Genomic DNA, 23,755 nt, shown 5'->3' on the forward strand with positions numbered 1-23,755 from the left:
CGGGCGAGCGGAGCTCGCCTGTCCGAGCGCGCGTCGGCGCCCCGTCTTCCCTCCTCGCTCGCTCGCTGGCGCTCGCATGCGCTCGTCAGTCCAGACGGGGCGGCGCGCTCGGACCCGGCGGAGATGACGCGGCCCCGAGTCACGGTGCGTTGGTTCGTACGCCGCCCGCTGCAGGTACCCGGAGGAGCGCTGACGAATCGGCACCAGCGGCTGCGCCCGACGGGGGCTACATCACCGCTTCCGGCGGGAGCTCCTCGTCGGAGACGGGGGAGCGGAGCCGGTGCAGGCTGATGACCAGCAGGCCGAGGAAGAGCAGGCTGTCGATGGTGACCACGGTGAGGAGCAGGGTGCCGATGCTGTCGGCCTGGGAGCCGATGGCCAGCACCGCGGCGAGAGCGGCCCACACGAGGTACACCGACTTCGTACCCTGCCGGGCGAGCACCGCGTAGATCAGCAGCTGGAGCAGCGACAGGGCCGTCCCGAGCACGGCGAAGAGCCAGAGGCGGGAGTCGATCTCGGCGTACTCGTCCCCGCCGACGAAGATCAGCGCGAGCTGGGGGAGCACGGCGCTGGCCAGCACACCGGCGACGCCGAGGCCCAGCACCAGGGTGAGCCCCCGCATCAGTGCCCCCCGGCGCTCCTCGGCGGTCGACATCGCCGGGAACGCGACGACCACCACGAACTGCGGCAGGAACAGCATCGCCTTGGTGAGGATGAGGCCGCCGGCGTAGAGGCCCGCGTCGTGCTCGGGGAGGATGTTTCGGGCCACGATCACGTCGCAGTTCATCAGGCACATGAACGCCAGCAGGGTCTGGGAGTTGCCGAGGATCTCCCGGATCAGCGTGCGCCGGGAGTGGTGCTCGACGTGCTCGCGGGCCGGGCGCTTGATGCGCAGGGCGTACCACCCGAAGAGTGCCGGGACGATGGTGCCGATCAGCACGCCGAGCATGGCCATGAACTCGTCGGGGCGCCACAGGATCAGCGCGGTGCCGACGAGCAGGCGCGGTACGCCGCTGGCCAGGTAGACGACCGACACCGGCCACCACCGGCGCTCGCCCTGGAGGACGCCGAGCTGGCCGCCGACGATCGTCAGCGGGACGGCGGTCAGGCCGACCAGCGCGGCCGTGGCGACGCTGTCGAGCCGGAGCAGCCGGTCCAGGAGAGGCGCCAGCACCAGCAGCAGCACGCCGACGGCTCCCGCGCACCAGTACGTCAGCGAGAGGATCTCCCGCTCGATCTGGGCCACGTGCTCCGGCTCGGCGGAGATGCGCCTCGCCGCGGTGGCCTGGATGCCGAGCTGGATCATGGTGACGACCAGCAGCACGGCGAGCAGCGAGGCCATCGCGCCGTACGCCTGAGGACCGAGCAGCCGGGCCGCGAGGGCGGTGAAGAGGTACGTCGCGACGTTCATGCCCGCCATCGCGACGGCGACGCTCGCCCCGCGCTCGCGCAGGCGCGACGGGCCGCCGGAGTCGCGGTCGGTGGACGTCACAACCCGCCACCCTAATCGGGTCCGGCCCGTACGCCGCATCAGCCGGCGTCAGTACGGGTCGGCGGTGTCGCGGTGCCCCGCCAGGCGGGCCAGCGGCCGCAGGTGCAGCCGCAGCAGCACCTTGATCCCGACGTTCCGCGCGAACCACGGCAGCTGGGCCAGCAGAGCAGCCCTGTCGTGCAGGGTCGGCCGCGTCCGCTCGAACCGGGCCAGGCTGCCGACCCGGCCGGCGTACCGCAGCGACCGCGACGGCAGCACGAACAGCAGCAGCGCGAGCGTCACCCCGACCGACCCGAACGCGTCGTGCACGAGCAGCACGCGACCGGCCGGCAGCCGCTGCGCCCACAGCAGGTCGGTGCGCGTGCTCCACACGTCGTGCTTGCCGTCCACGAACACCAGGTCGACCGGCCGCCGCCAGCCGCGGCGTACGTCGCCGCTCGGCTCGCCGACGTGGTCGACCCGGTCCCGTACCTCGGCGCGCCGCAGGTTGGCCTCGAAGACGCCCCGGGTCTCGGGCCCGCCGAACTTCCCGCCCGCCCGGAAGGGGTCGACCGCGACGACCGTGACGTCCGGCCGGGCGAGCGAGAGCGCCAGCGTCGAGCGGCCCTGGTGCGACCCGATCTCGACCACGGTCGACCCCGGCGGCAGCGCGACCACGGCGTCGTGCAGCACGCGGGCCTGCTCACGGGTCAGCCACCCGCCCACCGGCTCGATGCGGGGCCAGACGTCGTCGAAGGTGTTCAATGGGGCCGCCTCATGATTTCGAGACGGCCAGGCCCTCCCGTCGCTGCGCTCCGGTTTGGCCTAGCCTCCTCAATCTCCTCGCTTTGCTCGGGCGGGCTCGCGAGCTCGCCCGACCAAGCGCTCGGACGGTCAGCATAGGGAGGTCGGGCTCGTGGGTCGTGCGTCCTCGCGGGTCCTCCCTGACGGCCTGGTCGTGCTGGCGACGGCGGTGCTGACGTGGCCGGTGTGGACCAGCAGCGGCTACGGCCTGGCCCGCGACATGGTGTTCACGCCGCGAGCCCCGTGGTCGATGGACGCCCTCGGCCTGGGCGGCTCGCCGCCGCGCGCCGTGCCGCTCGACCTCGTGCTCGCCGCCGCGACGTCGCTGGTCGACGGAGCCGTGGTCTTCCGCGTCGCCGTCGCGGGCGTGCTCCTGCTCGCCGGCTTCGGCGCGCACCGGCTGCTGGACGCGGCGCTCCCCGACGTACCTCCCGCGGCCCGGACGGCGGCGCGGTGCGTGGCCGCGGTCGCGGCCGTCTGGAACCCCTACGTCGTCGAGCGGCTCGCCCTCGGCCAGTGGGCGTTGCTGGCCGGGTACGCCGCTCTCTTCTGGGTGCTGCCCGCCGTCCGCCGGCGCGCGTGGCCGGCCGTGCTCGCCTGGACCTGGCTGGGCTCGCTGACCCCGACCGGGGGAGCCGCGCTGGTGCTGGTCGCCCTCGTCGCCGTCGTCGTGACCAAGGAGCGGGGGACCGCCGCGCGCTGGCTGCTCGTCTCGGTCCTGGGCCAGCTGCCGTGGCTGGTCGCCGCCCTCCTCGGCACCGCGCCGGCGACCAGCGACCCCGGCGGCGTGGCGGCGTTCGCCGCGCGGGCCGAGCGCGCCGGCGGGGTCTGGCCCACGCTGCTCGGCACCGGCGGGCTGTGGAGCCCGTTCGAGGTACCTCACTCGCTGACCGGCCTGCTCGGCCACGTGCTCACCGTCGGCGTGGTCCTGGCCCTGCTCGTGGGCGGCCGCACCATCGCCCGCCGCGAGCCCGCCCTGGCCGTCGCGGCCGCGCTCGGGCTGCTGCTCGCCGGTCTCGCGCACCTGCCCGGCGGCGAGAACGCCCTCGAGTGGGCCGTCCTCCACGTCCCGGGCGCCGGGCTCCTGCGCGACGGGCAGAAGTGGCTGCTCCCGTACGTCGTGCTGGTCGCCGCGAGCGCAGGCGCGGCCACCGCGGTGGTCGCCGAGCGGCTGCGCCGCCGGGACGCCGACCTGGCCCGCCTGCTGCCGGCCGCGCTGGCCGTCGTCCCCGTCCTGCTGCTGCCCGACGCCGCCGGCCGCACGTGGCAGGCCCTGGAGCCGGTGCACTACCCCGACGACCTGGCCGCCGCGGTCCGGACCCTGGACGCGGACGGGGGACCGGGCGACGTGGTGACGCTGCCGTTCACGTCGTACCGGAGGTACTCCTGGGGCAACGACCTCTCGGCCGCCGACCCGCTGCCGCGCTGGACGAGTCACCCCGTGGTGGTCTCCGACGTCCTCGCGGTGCCCGGGGGAGCGGTCGCCGGTGAGGACCCGAGAGCCCGGGCCGTCGGGGCGGTCATCGAGGCAGGAGGTCCGGTCGCCTCGGAGCTCGCCGGGCTGGACGTCGGCTGGCTGCTGCTGTACCTCGACCAGCCGGGCGCCTCCGGCGTCGACCTCACCGGGACCGATCCGGTGGTCGACGGCGACGACGTGGTGCTGTACCGCGTGCCGGGCGTCGACTCCGGCCCCGAGGGTCCCGCCGACGCCGCCGTGGTCGCCGCCGTGGCGGTCGACGCGCTCTGGGGACTGGCCTGGCTGGCGGGTCTGGGCATCACGCTGATGATGGCCACGAGACGCCGGCGCTCCTGCTAGTCTGCGCCGCATGCCGAACTTCGCCAGCTTCATCATCACGCCGATCATCGGCGCGATCCTGGCGTTCCTCGCGATGTTCGGGCTCGTGCAGTCGCAGACTGCCGGCCCCGACACGAACCCGTCGGAGCAGCCCGCGATCGTCTACGGCGAGTAGGCCGCGACCAGCGCCTTCTCGAAGGCGTCCACGGCTTCGTCCCAGCCGAACGTCGCCGCGCGCTCGCGCGCCGCGAGGCCGAGCCGCGTCCGCCGCTCCGGGTCCGACAACAGCTCGTCGACCGCGGCGACCAGTCCCGCCTCGTCGTGGACGAGCACGCCGGTGACCCCGTCGACCACCGACTCGCCCGTACCTCCCGCACTGGCGTAGGCGACCGTCGGCGTGCCCGCAGCCGCGGCCTCCATCACCGAGATGCCCCACCCCTCGCGCACCGACGGCAGCACCATCAGCCAGGCGCGGCCGAGCACGTCGGCCTTGGTCTGCTCGTCGACCCGGCCGTGCCGCACGACCGCGTCCCGCAGGCCCCGCCGCTCGACCTCGGCGTCCAGGTCGCCGGCCCACCAGCCGTCGCCGACCAGGTCGAGCACGAGGTCGGGGTACCGCTCACGCAGGGCGTCCACCACCCCGATCGCCTGCTCGATCCGCTTGTGCGGCACCAGCCGCGAGAGCACGCACAGCCGCGGTGTCGGCGACCGCGGCAGACGCGGGGCCGGCAACGGGGGTGTGCCGTTGCGGACCACGGTCGTGCGGGTCACGCCGAGCGACGCCAGGTCCCGGCGGCTCGCCTCCGACACGGTCACGAACGGCACCCGGCGGTACAGCCACGGCACCACCCGCGACTCCACGAACCACCCGACGCGGCCGCCCGTGCCGGGGTAGATGATCCGCCACTGCTCGCGGTGCAGGTGGTGCACCAGGGCGACCAGGCCGCGCCGGCGCACCAGCGGCGCCGCGAACGGCAGCCCGTTCACCACGTCGACGACCACGTCCGTACGCCGCCCGGCCCGGCCGAGCAGTGCGGCCAGTCCGTGCAGGTAGACCGTCAGCCGGCCCCCGCGCCGCTCGATCCGGAACCCGTCGCGGACGGTCACGTCGGCTGCGCCCTCGTGAGCCGCACACAGCACGGTCACGTCGTGCCCGCGCGCGGCGAGCCCGGCCGCGATCCGCTCGACGTACACCTCCGACCCACCCCCGTCGGGATGCGTGGTGTCCCGCCAGGAGAGGAACAGGACCCTCACGACAGGTCGATCCCGTTGTGGCTCGCCAGCTGCGCGCACAGCGGCGGCGTGAGCCCCGTCTCCGGGGCGACCCGCAGCCCCGACGGCAGCGTGGTGGGTGCGTCGTACAGCTCATCGACGCTGCCGATGCGCGAGACCCAGTCGCCGTACCACTCCTGGATCGGCACGTACCCGACGTACCCGCCGGGCGTCGACGTCAGCTCCATGTACCCGAGCGAGGAGTCCGTGCGCAGCCCGATGTGCAGCACCTCGCGCGGGTACGGCATGAACAGCGGCCCGTAGAACACCCCCGTCTCGTTGCGGATCCCCAGCTGCATCGACCCGTCGCGGAAGGTCTGCAGGAACACCGCACGGGTCGCCTTGCCGTGGGTGACGAACAGGTCGACCGAGGTCTTCGGCAGCTTCGCCGGGAAGGACACCGACACGACGCGGGCGCGCTCCTCGACGATGACCCAGGGCTCGTACTTGTCGCCGGTGTTGAGGTACAGCCCGTCGCAGTCGCCCCGGATGTGCAGGTCGTCGGCCGAGCCGCCGATCGGCAGCGCGTCGCTGTGGCTGATCAGCCGCGCGAACGCCGTGCCGGGCCCGCCGCTGAGCCGGTCCTGGAGGTCCAGGTACCGCTCGAGCGGCTCGCCGCGGTAGGTCGTCGCGGCCATCGCGAACCCGGTGCTCGCCTGGGCCGCGATGGAGAACAGCCCGCCCAGCGAGAGCACGACGCCGAGTCCCACGGCGAGCGCGCGCGAGGCCGCGGCCCAGCGGGCCACCAGCGCCCAGAGCGTGATCGTGGAGCCGAGGACGAGCGCGGGCACGAACTCGCTGGTGTAGCGGTGGGCGAGGTACCCGTAGGCCATCACGCCGCCGGTCATCAGGAACGTCGCGAGCGCGGCCGGACGCAGCGCCCGCACGCCGTGGCCGCCCTCACCGGCGGGGGTACGCCGCAGCAGCACCGGCAGCGACGCGACCGCCATCAGCAGCCACAACGGCATGAACGCGGTCACGCTGCCGGTCCGGTACGACTGGTCGATCACCGCCGTCCCGCTGCCGGTGGCGTTGCTGCCGGGGAGGGTCACCCAGGGGAAGTAGTCGACGAACCGGATGCCGCGCGGGTCGAAGTACGTCGTCAGCGAGGACGTGAAGAACTGCGGCCCGGTGATGGTGCCGCCGTTGCTCTCCAGCGCGTAGCGCCGGTGCTGGTTGGTCTCCGTCCACACCTGGTCCTGGAGAGGGAAGAGGTACGGGTGCCCGAACTTCCACATGTTGTAGGCGATGCCGACCGCGAGCGGCACCAGCCCGGCCGCCAGCACCCAGGGCGCGAGCCGGCGGCGGGCGGCGAACGACGTGCCCCGCCACATCCAGAGCCCGAGCGCCACCGCTCCCAGGCAGACGCCCCAGCCGCCGGTGGTCCGGGTGAGCACCGCGCACAGGATGACCAGCGCCAGCCAGGCCACGCCGCGGCCCGTCGGCTCGAGGGCCAGGCGGACCAGCCAGTACGCCGCGGCGACGACGAGCGCGGTCTGCCAGAGGTAGACCTCGTGGTAGACCCACGGCAGCGAGGCGTCGAAGGTCAGCGTGGTGCCACCGGTGATGCCGGCCAGGAACAGCCCGGCGAGCACCGCCTGCCGCCGGGTCACCTCGGCGTCGTCGCCGAGGACGGCGCGGCGCACCAGCCAGACCAGCCGGGTCGCGAACACCGCGAAGACCACCCAGGCCACCAGCATCGAGACCAGGGTCATCTTCCCGTCGAAGTCCTGGGTGACCAGCAGGACCGGGATGCGCAGGAGGGCCGGGAACGGGCCGAAGTACATATAGGTCTTGGTGCCCTCGGTGAAGCCCTCGATGCCCATGACGTACGCCGGCACGTCGAGGTGGCCGTCCAGGAAGGCGTTGCCCTGCGCCTCGAAGAACCCCCCGGCGTACCGCAGCGCGACCGCCGACCGGCCGACGTCGGTGCCGAAGTCCATCAGCACGAGGAGGTACGCGAGCCCGCCCACCAGTGTCCCGGCGAGGCTGGCGACGACGACGCGCCACTGGGAAGGGCGCATGGTCCGGCGTGCTCCTAGATGGCCTCGAGGCGGTAGAGGAACTGGTAGCCGAACATCGTAGGCCAGACCGCCGTGGCGGCCCGGTCGGCCCGTGCGGCGCCCCGTGCGGCCCGCGAGACGAACGACTCGCCGCCGCGGTCGAGCACGTCGACGGGCGAGCCGACGACGTCGCGCTCGACGACGACCAGCCCGCACGTGTTGACCAAGCGCTCGAACGTGCGCCGGGTGAAGAACCGGACGTGGGTGTGGTCCAGCGGTCCGCGCTGGTCGTAGTCGAACCGGCCCAGCGCCACCTTGCCGCGGGGGTACCAGTGGCCGAAGTTCGGCACCGACACCAGGATCTCGCCGCCCGGGTTGAGGTGGTCGCGGATGTCCTTCAGGAGGGTCTCCGGGTCCACGACGTGCTCGAGGATGTCGCCGGCGATGATCACGTCGTACGACGGCGTGCTGGACGGCAGCCCCTGGCTGACGTCGGCTTCCACGAAGTCGTCGAGGCGCTCGCCGACCCCGTGGTGCTTGACCAGGTCCACGCCGTCGACCCGGTGGCCCTGCTGGCGGACCAGCGCACCGAACTGCCCGTCGGAGCAGCCGACGTCCAGGACCGACGTACCGGGCCGGTGCCGGGCGGTCCAGGCGAGCAGCCGGCCGTGCGAGGAGTGCGGGGACGGCTTGAGCTCGTAGACCTCGGTGTCGTGCGCGGTCATCGCGCCGAGGCCGGAGGGCCCGGTGCCGAAGCCCATCCGGCGGGCCTTGAACCGGATCACGTCCTTGGTCACGTCCTTGGCGTACTTGATGCCGTTGACGTGGCAGATCTCGTCACCGTAGTAGGTCGGGATCGGTACCTCGGCGATCTTCTTCCCGGCCGCGTGCAGGCCCAGGATGATCTCGGTGTCGAAGTCGAAGTCGTTGGTGTAGCTGTCGAGGTCGATGTCGGTGAGCGCGTCGACCCGGTAGGCCCGGTAGCCGCTGTGCCACTCGCTCAGCTCCAGGCCGGTCACCTTGTTCTGGAAGGTGGAGAGGATCCGGTTGCCGACGTACTTGTACATCGGCATGCCGCCGGCGCGGGCCTTGCCCTTCTCCATCATCCGCGAGCCGAAGACCGCGTCCGCCTCGCCGCGCACCAGCGGCTCGACGATCGACTCGATCACCTCGGGGGCGTACTGCCCGTCGCCGTGCAGCAGCACCACGACGTCCAGGCCGTGGTCGATGGCCCAGTGGTAGCCGGCCTTCTGGTTGCCGCCGTAGCCGAGGTTCTCGGGGTGCTTCACCACCGTCAGCGGCAGCTGGGTGCGCTCGAGGTAGCGCAGCGCCACGTCGTAGGTCTCGTCGGGGCTCGCGTCGTCGCAGACCAGCACGTGGTCGACGGACGCGGCGAACGACGGGGGCAGCCGGTCGAGCGTCTGCGCGAGCGTGGACGCGGCGTTGTAGGCGACGACCAGCACACCGACGCGCATGGGCGTCCGGTCGTCGGTCAGCAGGGGGACTGCTGGGGCCACGTCGTTCTCCTGGCGGTGCGTGATCTGTCCTCTGGCACGATAAGGCCCCACAGCAGCTCCCGGAGGCGTTTCCATGTCCTATGACTCGTCGGGCGACGACACCCTGCAGGCCACCACGGTCGACTACGGCCGGCTCGAGGCCGACCTGCCCACCCGCGCCGCGGCGTACGCCGCCGCCCAGCCGTTCCCGCACGTCGTGCTGGACGGGGTGCTCGTGCCCGAGGTGTTCGAGCGGGCCGCGGCGGAGTTCCCGGACCTGCGCGACGAGCGGTGGAACGGCTACCTGCACGTCAACGAGACGAAGTACTCCAACACCGAGCCGGACACCTGGGGACCGACGCTCAACGCCGTCGCGCGCGAGTTCTGCTCGCCGCGGTTCGTGCGGTACCTCGTCGAGCTGACCGGGATCGAGGGGCTGGTCCCCGACTGGAGCATGGACGGCGGGGGGCTGCACCAGACCCTGCGGGGCGGGCACCTCAACGTGCACGCCGACTTCTCCAGCCACCACACCCACGAGAACTGGGCACGGCGGGTGAACATCCTGCTGTACCTCAACCGCGAGTGGCGTGACGAGTGGGGCGGCGAGCTCGAGCTCTGGGACCGCGACATGACCGCCTGCCAGGACAAGGTCACCCCGGCCGGCAACCGGATGCTGGTGTTCTCCACCTCCGACGACTCCTTCCACGGACACCCGGACGGGCTGACCTGCCCCGAGGACGTCGCCCGGCGCTCCATGGCCCTCTACTACTTCACCGTCGAGGACCACGTCGTCCGCCGGTCCACCAACTACCGGGCCCGGCCGCAGGACGGCTGGCGCCGGTGGGCGATCGGGGCCGACCGGGTGGCCGTGGACCTCTACGACCGCGCGAAGCGGCGGTTCGGTGTCTCCGACGAGAAGGCGCAGGCCCTGCTCGCGAGGCTGCACCGCCGCCCCCGCTGGTCGAGGAGGTCGCGCTAGCGACCGTCACGAGACCGGTGGCTACACGCCGGTCAGCTCGTCGTCGCGCTCGGCGTGGTGCCGGGTGGCCCGGATGCGCTCGCGGGCCTCGTCCCGCCCGCGCCGGGCGGCCGCGACCAGCGCCGGCCCGATCCCGCGGTCGAGGGCGTGCCACCTCTCCGAGGCCAGCCACCGGCGCACGGGCCGCTCGATCAGCAGCTGGGTGGCGACTGCGATCAGCAGGGTGATGGCGTAGGCGAGGAGGGTACGGGTCTGCCAGCTCCACTCGGTCTCGTTCTTGGACAGGTACCAGAAGAGCGGGTAGTGCCAGACGTACAGCACCAGCGAGGTCCGGCCGGCGAGGGCCAGCGGTCCCCAGCCGACGGTCCGCGCGAGCAGCTTCGGCGGGCCGGCCATCGCCACGGCCAGGACGAAGACCACCACGTCGATGTTGAGCAGCCAGCCGCCGAGGCCGAAGTACCCGGACTCGTCCTCCACGGCACCGAGGAGCGGTATCAGCAGCACGGTCGAGGCGACCATCGCCGGCACGGCGTACCGGTGCAGCTTCTGGGCCCAGGGGAGCACCACGGCGCCGAGCGCACCCCACAAGAGGCCGTCGGCGCGCGTCTGGACGCGGATCAGCGCCGAGAAGACTCCCTCGGTCTCGTAGACGTGCTGGCGGTAGATCATCACCACCAGCAGGGTGGCGGCGAGGGTGAGAGCCAGGACGGGGCGCCAGCGACCGACGAGGAACACGATCAGGAGGATCAGGCCGATCACCCAGAGGTCGGTGCAGACGTACCAGAGGTGTCCGAGGTCGGGCCGGGCCGCGAACGCGTTCTCGCGGACGTAGCCGTTCCAGGTGTAGGTGACGATCCGGATCGCCGACTCCCGGGTGTCGGTGCCCTGGTAGGCGACCATCATGTTCCAGTTGGCCGCCGTGAGCGCCAGGACCAGGATCACCAGCGGGTAGACGTGGGCGGAGATGCGGATCCAGCGTCGCAGCCAGATCACGCCCGGCCGGATCGTCCCGGTGCGCTCCTGCTCGCGCAGCATCCCGCGGGTGGCCAGGAAGCCGCTGACCACGAAGAAGATGGTGACGGCGTAGTCCCCGCTGGAGAACAGCCAGGTCACGGCCGTCCAGTCGTTCGTCGGCGCCAGGATCCACGTGTGGGAGAGCAGGACGAGGACGATGGCGTAGCCCCGGATGCCGTCGAGCATCCGGTCGCGTGTCGTCGTCCCCACGCTCTGTCCCGTCTGGACCATGGGCCGAACTCTAGTTCCTGACCGGCCGTCGGGGACCTCGTGTCGAGGGAGGTCAGGCCGGCTCGCACGCTGCTACTGTTCGGGCGTCTCGCTGGCATTACTGGGAGGTAACGGTGCGCAAGCTGGGGATGGTGCTGGCCGGTCTCGGCGGCTTCCTCGTGATGCTCGCGATCCTGGCGAAGTTCTACGCTCCGGGTCAGCTGATGAAGACTCCCCTGGACGTGGACTCCACGACCAACGCGGCGGGGCAGGCGGCCGTGGGTGACGGGGCGACCGAGCCGGTCAAGGGCACCCAGCTGACCCGTGCCGACTCCGCCAAGTCCGATGGCGACGTGATCGTGTTCGTCAGCTCGTCGTGCCTGATCTTCGACCGCGACAACGCGCCCTCCTGCGTGAACGCCGACGACCCGGACCAGCGCTTGATCACCGCCGGTGTCGACAACTTCGCCACCGACCGGAAGACCGCGATGGCCGTCAACGACCCCAAGTACCTGCCGCCGGACGCCACCCCGCGCGACGGCCTGCAGAACAAGTGGCCCTTCGACGTGGAGAAGAAGACCTATCCCTACTGGGACGACAACGTGAACCAGGTCGTGGACGCCACCTACGAAGGCACCGAGGACGTCGACGGCATCGAGGCCTACAAGTTCCACGCAGTGGTCTCCGACGTCCCCTACGAGGTCACCGACGGCGTTAAGGGCACCTACAGCAAGGACTCGACGATCTGGATCGAGCCGGTCACCGGGTCGTTCGTCAAGCTGAGCTACCACATGGAGCAGACCACCAACACGGGCGACAACTTCATCACCCTCGACCTGGCCTACACCGAGGACGAGGTGGCCGACAGTGTGAAGGACGCCAAGTCCAGCCGCGACAAGCTCAACCTCGTGCGCAACACCGTGCCGCTGATCGGCTTCATCGTGGGCATCCCGTTGTTGGTCATCGGCCTGGTGCTGACCGGTCGAGGCGGCAAGAAGAAGCCCGCCACCGAGTCCGCTGCCTGACGCTGCCGGCCTCCTGACACCCTGTAGCAGGTGACCTCCCGGGACGTGCCGACGCGCGTGCGCTCGCACGGCTCCCGTCGGCGCCGTGCCGCGGTACGCCGGGTGCTGACGCGGCGGAACCTGCCGCTGGCCGTCGTGCTGCTCGCCGTGCTGGTGCAGGGCGTCCTGCTGGTGGTCTTCGCGTCGCGGCTGTACTTCTTCGGCGGCGACGACTGGGACTTCCTGCTCTTCCGCGGCACGATCCCCGGGGTCAACCGCGGGTGGTTCGTGCCGCACTACGACCACTGGTCGACCGCGGCGATCGCCATCTACCGCGTCCTGTTCCACTTCTTCGGGCTACGCCACTACCTGCCGTACGGCCTGGTCGTGATCGTCTTTCACCTCACGGCCTGCCTCCTGCTCTACGCGCTGTTGCGGCGCGCGGGCTCGGGAGCGTGGGCCGCTGCCGCGGCCACGGTCGTCGGCGTGTTCCTCGGCGCCGGTGCCCAGGCGATCCTCTGGGACGTCGAGCTGACCCTGCTGGGCTCGCTGGTGTGTGGTTTCGCGGCCCTGCTGGTGCTCCAGGGTGGCGCCGACGCGGGCCGGCTGCGGGTGGTGTGGGGCCTGCTCGTGCTGGCCCTCTCGTTCTCAGGGCTCGGCATCACCGTGATCGGGTGTGCGGCCCTCTTCGTCCTGCTGCGCAGCGGCTGGCGCGAGGCGCTGGCGGTCGCGTCGGTGCCGACGCTGGTGTTCGCGGTCTGGTTCGTGTGGATCGGGCACACCGGCGCCGATGCGGGTCAGTCGAGCGCGTGGGAGCTCACCCAGGTGCCGTCGCAGGTCTGGCTGGTCATCACCTCGGCCCTGGAGAGCACCAGCGCCATCCCGGGCACCGGCGGCGTGCTCCTCCTCGTGCTCGTCGCCGGCACGACGCTGTCCCACGAGACCCCGCGGCCGCTGCGGGACCTGGCGCTGGCCGGCATCGGGGCGTCGCTGTTCCAGACCTTCCTGACCGCGCTGGTGCGCCCCGGGATCGCCAGCACCGGGCGCTACACCTACCTCGTGGTGATCTTCCTGCTGCCCGCCGTGGCGGTCTGCCTGGCGGCGCTGGCCCGGCGTACTCCGGAGCCGCGCTGGCTGGTCGGGCTGCTCGGCGGCGTCCTCGTGCTCGGCGTCGCCGCCAACGGGGTGTACCTCGAGCACAAGTACTACAGCGCCACGCGCAGCTACACCGACGCCTGGCCGGGCACCATCCGGGGCATCGTCGCGGCCAGTGCCGATCGCCAGCGCGTGCTCACCGAGAACCCCGAGGAGTGGTTCAGCGAGGGCTTCAGCCCGTCGCTGGTGGCCAGCGAGGCGATCCGCGACAAGCTGCCGCCGGGGCACGCGACTGCGGCGGAGCGGCTCGAGGCCGAGCGGCAGTTCTACGTCGGCGTGTCCGACGAGCCGTTCTCGCTGATGAGCGGTGGGGAGGTGTCGCTGCTGTACTTCCTCGACCCGATCCAGGCTGGGGAGGGCTGCGGCACCTACCGCGCGGCCGCGGACGCCGGGGTCATCACCGTCGACATCGGCTCGGCCGGCAACGAGGTCGCGGTGCGCAGCGACAGCACGTCCGTACGCACCTACCTCGTCCGCGACGGCCGCGAGAGCGACGAGCGCACGTGGTCCATCGACCCCGACGACACGACGTACGTCGCGTCCACGGCCAAGGACGCCCAGCTGGTGATGGTCTTCAACCGCGGCGGCACCTACACCGTCTGCCGGGGTTAGGGACGTCGAGTTGCGCCTCCGGTACCGCTGAGTTGCGTGCCGGGGGCGCAACTCGGAGGTACCGGGGGCGCAACTCGCTTCAACGGGGGAGGAGGCGGGCGCCGAAGATCGCCGTCCCCGGCGTGAGGCGGCCGCGGACACCGGACCAGCCGCCCCACACGCGGTCGTGCCCCTCGGGCCACTCGGGCTCGAGGAGGGTGTCGAGGACGAACCCGTGGCCGGCGAGCACGGCGACCCAGTCGCCGAGGGTGCGGTGGTGCTCGACGTACGACACCTGGCCGGTCTCGTCGTCGATCTCGACGTACGGCCGCCGGTCCCAGTAGCTCTGGCTGGCGACCAGGCCGGCCTCGGTGGGGTCGTCGGGGAACATCCAGCGGGTCGGGTGGGTGATCGAGAACGCGAACCTGCCTCCGGGCCGCAGCACCCGCGCGGTCTCGGCGACGGCGTCGTCCAGGTCCGCGACGAACTGGAGGGCGCCGAAGGAGCAGAAGACGACGTCGAACGACGCGTCGGCGAACGGCAGCGCGGTGGCGGTGCCCAGCACCGAGGGCACGGTCACGCCGGTCGCGTCGTCGATGCGGCGGGAGTGCTGGAGCTGGCGGAACGAGAGGTCCAGACCGACCGGCCGGCCGCCCTGCGACCGTACCCAGCGCGAGCACTGCCCAGCGCCGGAGCCGACCTCGAGCACGTCCAGCCCGGACACGTCGCCCAGAGCGCCCAGATCGGCCTCGGTGTGTCCCTCCGGACCCCACACGAACCCGATGTCGCCGAGGAACTCGCCGTGCGTGGCCTGGTACTCGTCGGCGTACCGGTCCCAGTCCGGGCCGTTGGCCTGGCGGGACTCCGCTTCACCGACCGCGCGCCGCTCGACACGTACGCTGGGACTGCCAGGTGAGTTGACCGGGTACGACGTGCCCTCGAGGGGCGCATCCGCGGTCACCCCACCAGTATGACGGGCCTGCCTACGCCGGTTGGACCACCGGTCCGTCACGCGCGTAGACTCGCCGCTTGCGCCAGGCGTCTGCTGGGTTCCCGGACCGAGCGGACCCCAGCTCGCTACTGCGCACCGCTCCCTCCGAGTTCATCTTCTGGGGAGCACCCGTCGGTGGTGAAACAGATTCCTGCGCGTGCCCGCACGACATCTGTCCACCCAAGGGAATCCCTTTTATATGACGAGCAGCACCTACGCCTCCACGATCGCCGAGCACGACGCGCCCCAGGTGGCCGTCAACGACATCGGCTCGGAGGAAGACTTCCTCGCCGCCATCGACGAGACCATCAAGTACTTCAACGACGGTGACATCGTGGATGGCACCATCGTCAAGGTCGACCGGGACGAGGTCCTGCTCGACATCGGCTACAAGACCGAGGGCGTCATCCCCTCGCGCGAGCTCTCGATCAAGCACGACGTCGACCCCAACGAGGTCGTCGCCGTCGGCGACAAGGTCGAGGCCCTGGTCCTCCAGAAGGAGGACAAGGAAGGCCGTCTGATCCTGTCCAAGAAGCGCGCCCAGTACGAGCGCGCCTGGGGCACCATCGAGCAGGTCAAGGAGGAGGACGGCGTCGTCGAGGGCACCGTCATCGAGGTCGTCAAGGGCGGCCTGATCCTGGACATCGGCCTGCGCGGCTTCCTGCCGGCCTCCCTGGTGGAGATGCGCCGCGTGCGCGACCTCCAGCCCTACGTGGGCCAGACGCTCGAGGCGAAGATCATCGAGCTCGACAAGAACCGCAACAACGTGGTCCTGTCGCGTCGCGCCTGGCTGGAGCAGACCCAGTCCGAGGTGCGTCACGGGTTCCTCACCCAGCTCCAGAAGGGCCAGATCCGCAAGGGCGTCGTGTCCTCGATCGTCAACTTCGGTGCGTTCGTCGACCTCGGCGGCGTGGACGGCCTGGTGCACGTCTCCGAGCTGTCCTGGAAGCACATCGACCACCCCTCGGAGGTCGTGGCCGTCGGCGACGAGGTCACCGTCGAGGTGCTCGACGTCGACATGGACCGCGAGCGGGTCTCGCTGTCGCTCAAGGCGACGCAGGAGGACCCCTGGCAGCACTTCGCCCGCACCCACCAGATCGGCCAGATCGTGCCGGGCAAGGTCACCAAGCTGGTGCCCTTCGGCTCGTTCGTCCGCGTCGAGGAGGGCATCGAGGGCCTGGTGCACATCTCCGAGCTGGCCGAGCGCCACGTGGAGATCCCGGAGCAGGTCGTCCAGGTCGACGACGAGGTGATGGTCAAGATCATCGACATCGACCTCGAGCGTCGCCGCATCTCGCTGTCGCTCAAGCAGGCCAACGACACGGCCACCGCTTCCGACGTCGAGGAGTTCGACCCGACGCTCTACGGCATGGCGGCGACCTACGACGCCGAGGGCAACTACGTCTACCCCGACGGCTTCGACCCGGAGACGGGCGAGTGGCTCGAGGGCTACGACGAGCAGCGCGCGGCGTGGGAGGAGCAGTACGCCAAGGCGCACGAGCGCTGGGAGGCCCACGTCAAGCAGCAGGCCGAGGCCAAGCAGGCCGAGATCGCCGCGGCCGAGCCGACCACGTACTCCTCGGGCTCCGAGGAGGAGGCCGGCACGGAGGAGACCTCCGGCAGCCTGGCTTCCGACGAGGCGCTCCAGGCTCTGCGCGAGAAGCTCACCGGCGGTGGTTCCTGAGGAGCGCGCGCTAGCGCGCGTCTCGAAGGGCAACTGACGCCACCCGCTCAGCGAGCGAGCGACGGGCCGGTCACCTTCGGGTGGCCGGCCCGCTGCTATCTCGACTCGACGACGATGCCGACCTTGTCCCGGTGGTCGGGCGTGTGCTGCGAGCGGGTGGTCAGCACCAGCCGCCTCTTGTCGCCCGGTGCGGCGTGCCCCGTGCGGGTCACCATGACCACCAGCCGCGTCCACGCGCCCGGGGGCAGCGCCGGCGTGAGCCATCCGCGCAGCACCTTCCCGGTGATGTCCTTCGAGCCCTTGAGGTAGCGGACCCGGTACGACGCGTCGCCGGCCGGCCCGGTGACCTCGAAGCGGTCCGGGGCGGTGCCGTCGTTGTGCACCTCGACCACGACGGGCCAGGCCGCACCCGTTGCCGACGCCGCGACCTTCAGGCGGACCACCTGGCCGCCGGCGGGCCCGGTGCGGCCCTTGCCGGTCCAGGGGTCCCCGCTGCCGCGGAGCTTGATCCAGGCGTCCGGCTGGTAGGTGGCGGCCGGTGTCGGGGTCGGTGTGGCGGTCGGCGTCGGTGTGGCGGTGGGGCTCGGCGGCGTCGGCGGCGCGGACACGGTGTAGCCCAGCGTCGCCGTGCCGGTGTTGCCCGCCCGGTCCTTCGCGGTCACCGTGACCGCGTGAGCGCCGGGCGTCATCGGCACGGCACCGCCGTCCGGGACCGTGCCGGTGCAGGTGTCCAGGTTGCTCCCGCCGCGGTCGGTGCAGCCGTAGCTCACCGTGGGGGCGGGGTCGTCCGGGTCGAGCGTCGTGCCGTCGACGATGCCGGTGAGGGTGACCGCGGGAGGCACCTCGTCGGGCACCAGCGCCTGCGCGGCCCGGTAGCTGAACCAGCCAGGGGACGAGAGCGACCACACCTCCTGGCCCGCCGGGGTCACCTCGGAGGCCACGGGTTGCGGCGCACCCGTGCCGTCAGGGTCGGTGGAGGCCGACCAGCCGACGAGCGTGTCGCCGTTGTCCAGCCGCTGCTGGCTGCCGGCGAACGCGGCGTACAGGTGCTCGGGCGCGAACTGCCACACCAGGGTGGCGACCGGGTGCGCGGGGTCGGTGAGGTCCAGGGCGTACTCGGTCACGCGCGTGTGCGGCCGGGCGATGCGCGGGCCGGTGGGGTCGGCGGGGTCCGCGCACATGTCGGCGGTCTGGCCCCCCAGGGCGCTGCCCTGGTCCAGGGAGCCGTTGTCGAACAGCGTCAGGTGGCCGTTCGGGAGCAGCCGGGCCATGTGCTGCGCACACGGGCCGCCGTCCGGGTCGCCGTTCCCGTCGACGATCGAGAAGTCGTTCACCGCGCCGCCGAACGTCCAGATCGTGTCGCCGGGCAGGTAGCCGTCGTGCGCCTCGGTCGCGATCAGCCGTACCTGGGACAGGTTGCGGAACGACGCCAGCACGTCGTCGTGCGCGCCGACGAGCTGCAGCGAGTTGATGTGGGCGTAGTCGGCGTAGTCGCCGAAGATGACGCCGGGGGCGACGTACGCCTCGGCCGGGTCCACGTGGTCCTTGCTGTTCCACTGCCACGTCGCGCGGCCGTCGGCGTCCTGGAGCTGGATGACGGCGTCGAGGTAGTTCTTGGCGTCGGCGTGGGTGGAGAAGTCGTAGCCCATGAGGAGCGCGCGGCCGTCGGGCAGCAGCTCGGAGTCGTGGAAGTCCGTGCTGCCGGGGATGCCGTCGAGCTGCCGGGCGACGGTACGCCGCAGCTGGCCGTCGAGGGTGACGATCTCGTAGGCGCCGTCCTTCGGGCGCGCCACGGAGTACCCGCCCGGCGCGGCCTTGAAGTCGGTCCCGTTGACGGCCTTCACGTACAGCGGCACCCCGTGCCGGTCGACCGCCGCCTCGTAGCCCTGGCTCGAGAAGAAGCTGCCGAGGCCGAGCAGCACCGCGCCGTCGGCCAGACCGGTGCCGTTCGTGGTCGCGGTCAGGGTCGGGAAGCCCTCGGGCAGGTACACGAACGACTGGTTGCTGGTGCCGGCCGAGTCCTCGATCTGGACGTTCACCTCGTCGCCCGCAGCGAGGCCGGTGACGGTGACCGGACCGGTCGCGCGGCGACCGTCCACGCGGACGACACCACCGGCGTCGCTGGTCCCCGCCGTCACGGTCAGGCTGCCGCCGGTCGCGGCGGTGGTGCTCACGGCGTACCGGTCGACGGCCGGGTCGTACGCCGGCCACGTGGAGGACGGCGTGATCCCGGTGCCGGTGACCGACACGGTGTGCGTCGGCGGCGCCGCGGCGTCGGAGGTCGCGACAGCGAGAAGGCTGACGGCCAGGCACGCCGCGGTCCCGGATGCCAGCAGCCCGCGCACGGGGTCACTCTAGACAGCAGAAGGCCCGGTACCGCCGAAGCGGACCGGGCCTTCAGGGCTGGGTCGTGGGACCGGTGCTCACCGACCGGCGCCGGGAGCGGCGAACCGCGGGTCCTGGAAGTGCGAGCTGGGCGGGGCGGCCGGGCCGCGGCCGTCGTGGAGGAGCAGGTCGATCGTCCGGGCGGCCAACGCGACGGCGATCACGGTGAGGATCAGCAAGAAGGTCATGGCAGTAATCATCGCTCCGTCGAGATCGCGCCACGAGTGGCAGAAAAGTCATAGTACATTGATTTTCTGCCAACCTTGCGCGAGGATGGCTGCCATGCCCGACAACCCACCCGGGGACCGCCCCATGCAGACCGTCGCCGTGATCGTGCAGGACAACGCCGAGCCCTTCGGGCTGGGCGCCCTGGTCGAGGTCTGGGGCGAGCCGGAGCACCCGGAGGACCGCACCCCGGTCTTCGACTTCCGCGTGTGCACGCCGCGCCCGGGCCGCGTGAAGGGCCGCTCCGACTACGACATCTACGTCGAGCGCGGGCTCGAGGCCACCGAGGACGCCGACCTGGTCTGCCTGGCGCCGCACCACGACTTCCTCCACCACGACCCGGCCGTGATCGAGGCGATCCAGGCGGCCGACGCGCGCGGCGCGATGCTCTACGCCCACTGCTCGGGCACCTTCGAGCTGGGTGCCGCCGGCGTCCTGGACGGCCGTGAGTGCACGACGCACTGGCGCTACACCGGGGTCCTCGAGGAGATGTACCCCGAGGCCAAGGTCCGGCCCGACGTCCTCTACTGCCACGACGGCAACGTGCTCACCGGTGCCGGCTCGGCGGCCGGCATCGACGCGTCGCTGCACCTGATGCGCGACCTGTACGGCGCCCGCGTGGCCGCCACGGTCGCCCGCCGGATCGTGGTCCCGCCGCACCGCGACGGCGGCCAGGCGCAGTTCATCGAGCGCGCCGTGCCCGACTGCGACACCGAAACCTTCGGGCCGCTCCTGGAGTGGATCGTCCGCAACCTCGGCGACGACCTGGACGTCCCGACCCTGGCCCACAAGTCGCTGATGTCGCCGCGCACCTTCGCCCGGCGCTTCCGCGCCGAGACCGGCGCGACGCCGCACGCCTGGGTGACCCAGCAGCGGGTGATCCGCGCCGAGGAGCTGCTGGAGCTCACCGACCAGCCGGTCGAGTGGATCGCCGACGAGGTCGGGTTCGGCAACGCCGCGGCGCTGCGGCACCACTTCACCCGGTTCCGCGGCGTCTCGCCGCAGCAGTACCGCCGGTCGTTCTCCCGCACCGCCTGACCGGACGACGAAGACGGGCGTGTGCCAGGTGCGGTCGCCGGTGCGGCAGGATGCTCGTCCGTGAGGGTCGGCCTGACCGGGGGAGTGGCCTCCGGCAAGAGCACCGTGTCGGCGATCCTGGCCGAGCTCGGAGCGGTCGTCATCGACGCCGACCTGCTCGCCCGCGAGGTGGTCGCGCCGGGCACCGAGGGGCTGGCCGCGGTCGTCGAGGAGCTCGGCCCCGGCGTGCTGACCCCCGACGGCGCCCTGGACCGGCCGAAGGTGGGCGCCCTTGTCTTCGCCGACCCCGCGAAGCGGCGCGCCCTGGAGGCGGTCATCCACCCGCGGGTGCGGGCCCGGGCCGCGGAGCTGGAGGCGGCCGCACCTCCCGGTGCGGTGGTCGTGCACGACATCCCGCTGCTGGCCGAGACCGGCCAGGCGTCGGGCTTCGACGCGGTCGTGGTGGTCGACGTCCCCGACGACGTGCAGGTCGACCGGATGGTGCGCATCCGCGACATGTCCGAGGAGGACGCCCGCGCCCGCATCGCCGCCCAGGCGAGCCGGGAGGAGCGGCTGGCCATCGCGACGTACGTCGTCGACAACACCGGCTCGCTGGAGGACCTGCGCCGGCGCGTCGAGGAGGTCTACCGGACGATCGAGTCCTCGACGACCTGACGATGCCCGAGGAAGAAGATGCCGGGCGAGGTCTCGAAGCCGTCGCTCGGGTTGTCCTCGAGCCGTGAGGAGCGGACCACCAGGTCACCGGTGCGGTCGTTGCTGACGAAGAAGACCGCCCCGCCACCCTCGCGGGCGTGGTTCCCGGTCATCGTGGAGTCGGCGACCAGCACGGTGAAGTCGTTGCCGTCGGCGTAGATCGCCCCGCCCGAGCCGCCTCCGGGCGTGCCGGGCCGTTGCGGGTTCGCGCCTCGGCCGATCGCGCGGTTGTCGCTGAACGTCGAGTTGTAGACCGACCAGGAGACCCCGATGCTGCTCAGCGCCGAGCCGTTGCTGCACCGGCCGCCGCTGAAGGTGCTGCCGACGACGTACACGGGGAGACCGTGGTACTGCGACAGCGCGCGCACCGCGGCCCCACCGAGGTCGGGGCCGGTGCGGTCGCAGCGGTTGTCGCGGAACACCGTGTCCACGATCTTGAGCCGGCCGCCGCGCACGAAGACGGCGCCGCCGCCCCCGCCGTCGTACGTCTCGCCGGTGGAGTTCCCCTCGACGAGAGTGAGGTGCTGGACGACGAGCCGAGGTGTGGCCTGGTCGTCGCAGTGCGACGTGGTCCAGGTCTGCCGCTTGTCGCAGGTGTCCTGGTAGAGGATGCGCCGCTCGCCGCCGCCGCTGAGGGTGACGAGACCGCCGCCGTCGAGGACGACGCGGGTGCTGGTGTTCACGACCTTCGCCGTCCGCCGCATCACGATGGTGACCGGGTCGGGACCGCAGCGGAACCGGATGATCCCGCCCTTCGCGACGGCGCGCACCACGGCGCCCGAGGTGCAGCTGGCCGGCGTGCCGTCACCGACCCAGCGGTCGGGGTGCGAGGTGTCGACCGCCCGAGCCTCCCGGGGCACGGCGACCGGCCCCGGCGTGGGAGCCCCGTGGGCCGGAGCGGCGGGGAGGAGCAGCGCCGCGGTGACGACGAGGGCCCGGAAACGGAACATGGACCGACCTTACGGTCGGTCCACGTTCCGGAAGCCGGGAAATCCCCTCGAACCCGGCTTGGGTCTATGGTGCCTGACTTGTCTCAGGCGGCCAAGTCCGGATCGCCGAGACGGCGCAGTTTTTGCAGGGCCTCCCGCTCGAGCTGGCGGACGCGCTCGGCCGAGATGCCGTGCTTGGCGCCGATGTCGGCCAGCTTGTGCTGGCGGCCGTCGGTCAGCCCGTACCTCGAGCGGATGATGTCCGCGGCCCGCTCGTCGAGGGTGTCCACGAGGGCGTCGAGCCGCTCGCGGGCCTCCACGTCGAGGACCGTCAGGTCCGGGCCGGGAGCCGTCTCCTGCGCCATCAGGTCGCCGAGCGACGTGTCGCCGTCCTCGTCCACCGGGGTGTCCAGGCTGACGTGGTCGCGGCCCCAGGACATCAGGTCCAGCACGCGGTCGACGTCCATCCCCAGCTCGGCGGCGATCTCCTGCGGGTCGGGCTCGCGGCCCAGCTGGCGCTCGAGCGTGCGGCGGGCGCTGCCCACCTGGTTGAGCTCCTCGACCACGTGGACGGGGAGCCGCACGACGCGGGCCTGCTGCGCGATGCCGCGGGTGATGGCCTGGCGGACCCACCACGTGGCGTACGTGGAGAACTTGTAGCCCTTGGTGTAGTCGAACTTCTCGACGGCGCGGATCAGGCCGGTGTTGCCCTCCTGGATCAGGTCGAGCATCGGCATCTGGGCCCGGCCGTACTTGCGGGCGATCGACACGACGAGGCGCAGGTTGGCGGTGATGAACTGGTCGACGGCCTTGCGGCCCTCCTCGGCCAGCCACTCCAGCTCCTCCTGCGAGGCGTTGCCGGGGGCGCCGCCCTTCTTGCGGCCGACGCGGCCGGTGGCCAGCAGGTGCTCGGCCATCAGGCCGGCCTCGATGGTCTTGGAGAGCTCGACCTCGGTCTCGGCGTCCAGCAGGGGGTTGCGGGCGATCTCGTCGAGGTACAGGCCGACGCTGTCGCGACCCTCGATCTCGCGGGTCCCGGCGGTGGTGGTGCGGGTAGCCATGGGGAACCTCTTCCTGCTGTCCGTGCGACGCCGGTGGCGCCGCACATCGGGATCAACGTCTGACGGTGGTCGAAGATTCCCTCGGTATGTCACCGCTGTGGTCATTCGGAGCCGTCACCCGAACAGACGTGTGAGGGCCCCGCGGAGTTGCCGTCCCACCGAACTCTCAGGGACTTCTCAGGGGTACCCCCTGACGGGGGAGGCGATACGTTGCCGCGATGACGGCCCCCGCCGATCTGCCCGCCGATCTGTCCGCCGACGCGACCGTCGACCTCAACGCCGACCTCGGCGAGGAGGTCACCGACGACGCGGCCCTGCTCGCCGTGGTGACCAGCGCGAACGTCGCGTGCGGCTACCACGCGGGGTCCCGGGTCGTCATGCGTGCGGTGTGCGCGGAGGCGGCCCGTCTCGGCGTCGCGATCGGGGCCCAGGTGTCCTACGCCGACCGCGAGCACTTCGGCCGGGTCGCCCGCGACGTGGCCTTCGAGGTGCTCGCCCAGCAGGTGGCCGACCAGGTGGGCACCCTGACCGACATCGCGGTGTCGGAGGGCGCGGTCGTCGGCTACCTCAAGCCGCACGGTGCGCTCTACCACCGCGTCCGCGACGACGCCGAGCAGGCGGCGGCCGTCCTCGCCGGCGCGGGGCACCTCCCCGTGCTGGGCCAGCCCGGAGCGCTCCTGGACCGGGCCGCGGCGACCGGCCGGGCGACGTACCTCGAGGGCTTCGCCGACCGGGCCTATCGCGGTGACCGCCTGGTGCCACGCGACGAGCCCGGGGCGCTCGTCGAGGGCGAGGAGGCCATCGCCGCCCAGGCGGTGACCCTGGCAGTGCGCGTCGACTCCGTCTGCGTGCACGGCGACAGCCCGCGCGCCGTGGCGGCGGCACGGGCGGTACGCCGGGCGCTCGAGGAGGCGGGGTACGTGCTGGCCGCGCCCTGGTGACCTGCCTCCGGCAG

The 23,755-nt window shown here is 72.0% G+C and carries 20 protein-coding genes; 9 read left to right on the forward strand and 11 right to left on the reverse strand.

Annotated elements, in window-relative coordinates:
• Positions 1-226 precede the first annotated feature (226 nt).
• Positions 227-1,492 carry an oligosaccharide flippase family protein gene (locus ISU07_RS12145; RefSeq protein ID WP_194707056.1) on the reverse strand — a complete coding sequence of 422 codons (1,266 nt, stop codon included), beginning with the start codon at positions 1,490-1,492 and terminating at the stop codon, positions 227-229.
• A gap of 48 nt (positions 1,493-1,540) precedes the next feature.
• Positions 1,541-2,236 (reverse strand): class I SAM-dependent methyltransferase, encoded by a 696-nt coding sequence (locus ISU07_RS12150; protein WP_194707057.1) that lies wholly within the window; start codon positions 2,234-2,236, stop codon positions 1,541-1,543.
• A 151-nt stretch (positions 2,237-2,387) separates the two neighbouring features.
• Between ISU07_RS12150 and ISU07_RS12155 the strand changes: the two genes are divergently transcribed.
• Positions 2,388-4,091, forward strand: a complete 1,704-nt coding sequence (locus ISU07_RS12155; RefSeq protein ID WP_194707058.1) for a hypothetical protein — start codon at positions 2,388-2,390, stop codon at positions 4,089-4,091.
• A 10-nt stretch (positions 4,092-4,101) separates the two neighbouring features.
• Positions 4,102-4,245 carry a hypothetical protein gene (locus tag ISU07_RS12160; RefSeq protein ID WP_194707059.1) on the forward strand — a complete coding sequence of 48 codons (144 nt, stop codon included), beginning with the start codon at positions 4,102-4,104 and terminating at the stop codon, positions 4,243-4,245.
• Here ISU07_RS12160 and ISU07_RS12165 read toward each other — a convergent pair.
• From ISU07_RS12165 to ISU07_RS12175, 3 genes are read right to left on the reverse strand one after another with little or no spacing between them, the layout of a single operon-like run.
• A complete protein-coding gene (locus ISU07_RS12165; RefSeq protein ID WP_194707060.1) occupies positions 4,233-5,324 on the reverse strand; it encodes a glycosyltransferase family 4 protein in 1,092 nt (363 codons plus the stop codon). The two genes, ISU07_RS12160 and ISU07_RS12165, sit on opposite strands and share 13 nt — an antisense overlap.
• Complete coding sequence (locus tag ISU07_RS12170) at positions 5,321-7,366, reverse strand: hypothetical protein (RefSeq protein WP_194707061.1); 2,046 nt, start codon at positions 7,364-7,366, stop codon at positions 5,321-5,323. Before ISU07_RS12170 ends, ISU07_RS12165 begins: the two co-directional genes overlap by 4 nt.
• A gap of 14 nt (positions 7,367-7,380) precedes the next feature.
• Entirely contained in the window at positions 7,381-8,862 is a 1,482-nt protein-coding gene (locus ISU07_RS12175) for a bifunctional glycosyltransferase/class I SAM-dependent methyltransferase (protein WP_323742571.1), read from the reverse strand.
• Positions 8,863-8,935: 73 nt separating this feature from the next.
• Here ISU07_RS12175 and ISU07_RS12180 point away from each other — a divergent pair, with 73 nt between their 5' ends.
• A complete protein-coding gene (locus ISU07_RS12180) occupies positions 8,936-9,820 on the forward strand; it encodes a 2OG-Fe(II) oxygenase (RefSeq protein WP_194707062.1) in 885 nt (294 codons plus the stop codon).
• Between the two features lie 21 nt (positions 9,821-9,841).
• Here ISU07_RS12180 and ISU07_RS12185 read toward each other — a convergent pair whose 3' ends face one another.
• Positions 9,842-11,065 carry an acyltransferase family protein gene (locus ISU07_RS12185; RefSeq protein ID WP_194707063.1) on the reverse strand — a complete coding sequence of 408 codons (1,224 nt, stop codon included), beginning with the start codon at positions 11,063-11,065 and terminating at the stop codon, positions 9,842-9,844.
• Between the two features lie 113 nt (positions 11,066-11,178).
• On the opposite strand from ISU07_RS12185, the gene ISU07_RS12190 reads away from it, so the two are divergent.
• The gene (locus tag ISU07_RS12190; protein ID WP_194707064.1) at positions 11,179-12,069 is read left to right on the forward strand and encodes a DUF3068 domain-containing protein; all 891 of its coding nucleotides are present in this window, start codon (positions 11,179-11,181) and stop codon (positions 12,067-12,069) included.
• Between the two features lie 30 nt (positions 12,070-12,099).
• Positions 12,100-13,815, forward strand: a complete 1,716-nt coding sequence (locus ISU07_RS12195) for an MFS transporter (protein WP_194707065.1) — start codon at positions 12,100-12,102, stop codon at positions 13,813-13,815.
• A gap of 79 nt (positions 13,816-13,894) precedes the next feature.
• On the opposite strand, the gene ISU07_RS12200 is transcribed toward ISU07_RS12195, so the two are convergent.
• Positions 13,895-14,755 (reverse strand): class I SAM-dependent methyltransferase, encoded by an 861-nt coding sequence (locus ISU07_RS12200; RefSeq protein WP_194707066.1) that lies wholly within the window; start codon positions 14,753-14,755, stop codon positions 13,895-13,897.
• 229 nt (positions 14,756-14,984) lie between these two features.
• Here ISU07_RS12200 and rpsA point away from each other — a divergent pair, with 229 nt between their 5' ends.
• Positions 14,985-16,469, forward strand: a complete 1,485-nt coding sequence (rpsA, locus tag ISU07_RS12205; protein WP_194707067.1) for a 30S ribosomal protein S1 — start codon at positions 14,985-14,987, stop codon at positions 16,467-16,469.
• Positions 16,470-16,564: 95 nt separating this feature from the next.
• Here the strand turns inward: rpsA and ISU07_RS12210 are convergent, their stop codons facing one another.
• Both ISU07_RS12210 and ISU07_RS12215 read right to left on the reverse strand, forming a co-directional pair.
• Positions 16,565-18,814: an aryl-sulfate sulfotransferase gene (locus ISU07_RS12210; protein ID WP_194707068.1), complete on the reverse strand. Its 2,250-nt coding sequence runs from the start codon at positions 18,812-18,814 to the stop codon at positions 16,565-16,567.
• A 78-nt stretch (positions 18,815-18,892) separates the two neighbouring features.
• The gene (locus tag ISU07_RS12215) at positions 18,893-19,042 is read right to left on the reverse strand and encodes a hypothetical protein (protein WP_194707069.1); all 150 of its coding nucleotides are present in this window, start codon (positions 19,040-19,042) and stop codon (positions 18,893-18,895) included.
• 94 nt (positions 19,043-19,136) lie between these two features.
• On the opposite strand from ISU07_RS12215, the gene ISU07_RS12220 reads away from it, so the two are divergent.
• Entirely contained in the window at positions 19,137-20,117 is a 981-nt protein-coding gene (locus tag ISU07_RS12220) for a GlxA family transcriptional regulator (protein ID WP_228521756.1), read from the forward strand.
• A 60-nt stretch (positions 20,118-20,177) separates the two neighbouring features.
• Complete coding sequence (gene coaE, locus ISU07_RS12225) at positions 20,178-20,771, forward strand: dephospho-CoA kinase (RefSeq protein ID WP_194707070.1); 594 nt, start codon at positions 20,178-20,180, stop codon at positions 20,769-20,771.
• Here coaE and ISU07_RS12230 read toward each other — a convergent pair.
• Both ISU07_RS12230 and ISU07_RS12235 read right to left on the reverse strand, forming a co-directional pair.
• On the reverse strand, positions 20,741-21,760 hold the full coding sequence (locus tag ISU07_RS12230; RefSeq protein ID WP_194707071.1) for a hypothetical protein: 1,020 nt from the start codon (positions 21,758-21,760) through the stop codon (positions 20,741-20,743). The two genes, coaE and ISU07_RS12230, sit on opposite strands and share 31 nt — an antisense overlap.
• Before the next feature lie 83 nt (positions 21,761-21,843).
• Entirely contained in the window at positions 21,844-22,800 is a 957-nt protein-coding gene (locus ISU07_RS12235) for a sigma-70 family RNA polymerase sigma factor (RefSeq protein ID WP_194707072.1), read from the reverse strand.
• A 218-nt stretch (positions 22,801-23,018) separates the two neighbouring features.
• On the opposite strand from ISU07_RS12235, the gene ISU07_RS12240 reads away from it, so the two are divergent.
• On the forward strand, positions 23,019-23,741 hold the full coding sequence (locus ISU07_RS12240) for a LamB/YcsF family protein (RefSeq protein ID WP_194707073.1): 723 nt from the start codon (positions 23,019-23,021) through the stop codon (positions 23,739-23,741).
• The last annotated feature ends 14 nt before the right edge of the window (positions 23,742-23,755 follow it).

The organism is Nocardioides islandensis (assembly GCF_015352455.1).
Lineage (GTDB): Bacteria > Actinomycetota > Actinomycetes > Propionibacteriales > Nocardioidaceae > Nocardioides > Nocardioides islandensis.

Coding starts and splice junctions, on each gene's coding strand:
- ISU07_RS12160 (WP_194707059.1), top strand. CDS start 4,102: ATGCCGAACTTCGCCAGCTTCATCATCACGCCGATCATCGGCGCGATC.
- ISU07_RS12170 (WP_194707061.1), bottom strand. CDS start 7,366: ATGCGCCCTTCCCAGTGGCGCGTCGTCGTCGCCAGCCTCGCCGGGACA.
- ISU07_RS12180 (WP_194707062.1), top strand. CDS start 8,936: ATGTCCTATGACTCGTCGGGCGACGACACCCTGCAGGCCACCACGGTC.
- ISU07_RS12185 (WP_194707063.1), bottom strand. CDS start 11,065: ATGGTCCAGACGGGACAGAGCGTGGGGACGACGACACGCGACCGGATG.
- rpsA (WP_194707067.1), top strand. CDS start 14,985: ATGACGAGCAGCACCTACGCCTCCACGATCGCCGAGCACGACGCGCCC.
- ISU07_RS12215 (WP_194707069.1), bottom strand. CDS start 19,042: ATGACCTTCTTGCTGATCCTCACCGTGATCGCCGTCGCGTTGGCCGCC.
- ISU07_RS12220 (WP_228521756.1), top strand. CDS start 19,137: ATGCCCGACAACCCACCCGGGGACCGCCCCATGCAGACCGTCGCCGTG.
- ISU07_RS12230 (WP_194707071.1), bottom strand. CDS start 21,760: ATGTTCCGTTTCCGGGCCCTCGTCGTCACCGCGGCGCTGCTCCTCCCC.
- ISU07_RS12235 (WP_194707072.1), bottom strand. CDS start 22,800: ATGGCTACCCGCACCACCACCGCCGGGACCCGCGAGATCGAGGGTCGC.
- ISU07_RS12240 (WP_194707073.1), top strand. CDS start 23,019: ATGACGGCCCCCGCCGATCTGCCCGCCGATCTGTCCGCCGACGCGACC.